Source organism: uncultured Campylobacter sp. (assembly GCF_938031315.1).
In the GTDB taxonomy this organism is placed as follows: Bacteria; Campylobacterota; Campylobacteria; order Campylobacterales; family Campylobacteraceae; genus Campylobacter_B.
Genome location: NZ_CALHHT010000125.1, coordinates 1 through 2094, shown reverse-complemented (window position 1 = coordinate 2094; position 2094 = coordinate 1). Strand labels below are relative to the sequence as shown.

Below are 2094 nucleotides of genomic sequence, written 5' to 3'. Positions count from 1 at the left end.
CCAAGACTCTTTACCTGTTTCTATATCTACAGTAGAAAATTTTAAGATATTAGGCAATATATCTATCATGTGCGGTACGAAATAATAATATATATCCCTAGTTTTCTGCGGAAGCTTGAAATTCTTATCGCTTAAAGAACTTAGGAATTTATTGATATCGGCTTCGCTATAATCTTTTTGAATTTGATATAGATTTAGTTTAAATTTATCTTCCAGTTTAGGATCAAATTTTTTACCTTGCAACTTTTGTATATATTCGACATTAAGCCTTGCCATATTAGCAGAGCTTACCTCATCTTTATTAAAGGAAAACGCACTCATAAAAGTGTATTCTCCTGCCTGTCTACCTCCGGGATCAGCTACTACTTTTACATCGGAGTAATATCTGATTAAATATCCGTAATCCCACCACGATAGCACATAATCCTCCCTGCTAGCCTTATTTTTTAGCTCCGCAAGAGGCATTATGGAGTCTTTCGTAAGCGTAGGCGCAACTCGGAATTTATAAATAAAATCTATGCTAGGCATTATCGCCAAACAGGTTAAAATAGCTAACAAAGTACTTCTAAGCCAGGTGCGTATTTCAAAGTAATTCAGCGTAAAATATATAAAATAAGCAAATCCAAGCGCTATCATCGGTGTAGCGTACATTGTAAAGCGAGTTCCACCAAAAAGTGCTAAAACTCCAAGCGCTATCATCGGCAAGGTTAAGATAAACGAACGGAATTTTATCAGCAATAGAGCCAGCCCTCCTACAGCGCATATAAATATAAATAGATGCCCACTAGATTCAAGCACAAATTTCATGAAATTAGCGTTTTCTACCTCATTAACCGTATTTCTAACGCCGTAGAAGTAGAAAATTTCCTCTTTGCTTACATCCTTTAAGATGTATGCTTTAAGCTGCACTGCTATGGGCGCAAGTCCACCGAATATGATAAATATAATTACGACGATCGCACCCAAAATCCAAAGAGCCTTTTTGCTTTTATGGCTTGGAATTTTAATCATTAAAAAATATAAAAACGCAATTAGTGCAATCTTAAGTAATAAAATATAGTTTACGATTATTGTCTCACCTTCGTAATACGCGCCAAATTTTATGACCGCTGCAGCCATAAGAATAATCGCTTTGTAATTTGCCTCATTGCGTCTATTAAAAATCAAAGTATAGATTAAAAATATCACTATAATCGCCATATTTAAAGAATACGAGCTAGGATACCACCAATCATAAATCACCGTAAAAACGGCAGGTAAAATAAAGCTACTCTGCTCGCTTCGCTCTATGAGCCTAATCAAAGCCCATAGCGTTAGCAGTGGCAGAGTAACATTTAACATATCGCTATCAAAATACCCACCCAAAGTCCTGACATAATACCCCGGCAGCACGCAAGCAAGCAGCGCCGCGATGATGCCTGCGCCTAGGATCTTATACTCTCTTGCTATCAAAATAATCGGCACGGCCACCAGCGGCGCTAAAAACACGCTCATATAGATCGCAATGCTATTTAGGCTGACGGGTAAAATTTTGCTAAGTAAAAATGCTAGAGTTGGGATCGACGCGCCGTACGGGCTAAGATCGCCCGGTTGGTGAAAGCCCGCTATCATATCGCGCGCGCCCTCGGCATTCGCAAAGGCGTCGTTTGTTGTCATAATGAGCTCGCCGTCAAAAGAAAACTGCTCGATCCCGCTAGCCCAATATATCCAAAAAAACCTGCACGCCACGCCGAATATATAAACCAGCGTCATGATCAAAAAGATATCCATGCGGGAGCATTCGCCGTTTGTAATTCTAAATTTTTGCATTTTTTTCCTTGATTTGCCGTTTGAAATACCGAGCGGCAGGGTTAAAATTTGCCTCTACAAATTTTACTCGCTTTATCACGCCCGCGTTGCGTCTTTAACGACATTGTTTAATTTCCGTTTATTATAGCAAAATTTATTTGATTTGCGATGCGAGATGTAGAAATTTGTACGATAAATTATTACAGAAGGCGCAAGCAAACCGAAATTTGATCTATCTGCTCGCGCTATGAAGTATGAAATTTACGCGATTTAATACGCGTCGCACATAAATTTACAGACGGTTTT

Annotated in this window: 1 protein-coding gene; it reads right to left on the bottom strand. The window is 38.8% G+C overall.

Annotation, left to right across the window (positions count from 1 at the left end):
- On the bottom strand, positions 1-1809 hold a 1809-nt coding region (locus Q0236_RS03450; RefSeq protein ID WP_297915192.1), incomplete at its 3' end, for an STT3 domain-containing protein.
- Between the last annotated feature and the right edge of the window lie 285 nt (positions 1810-2094).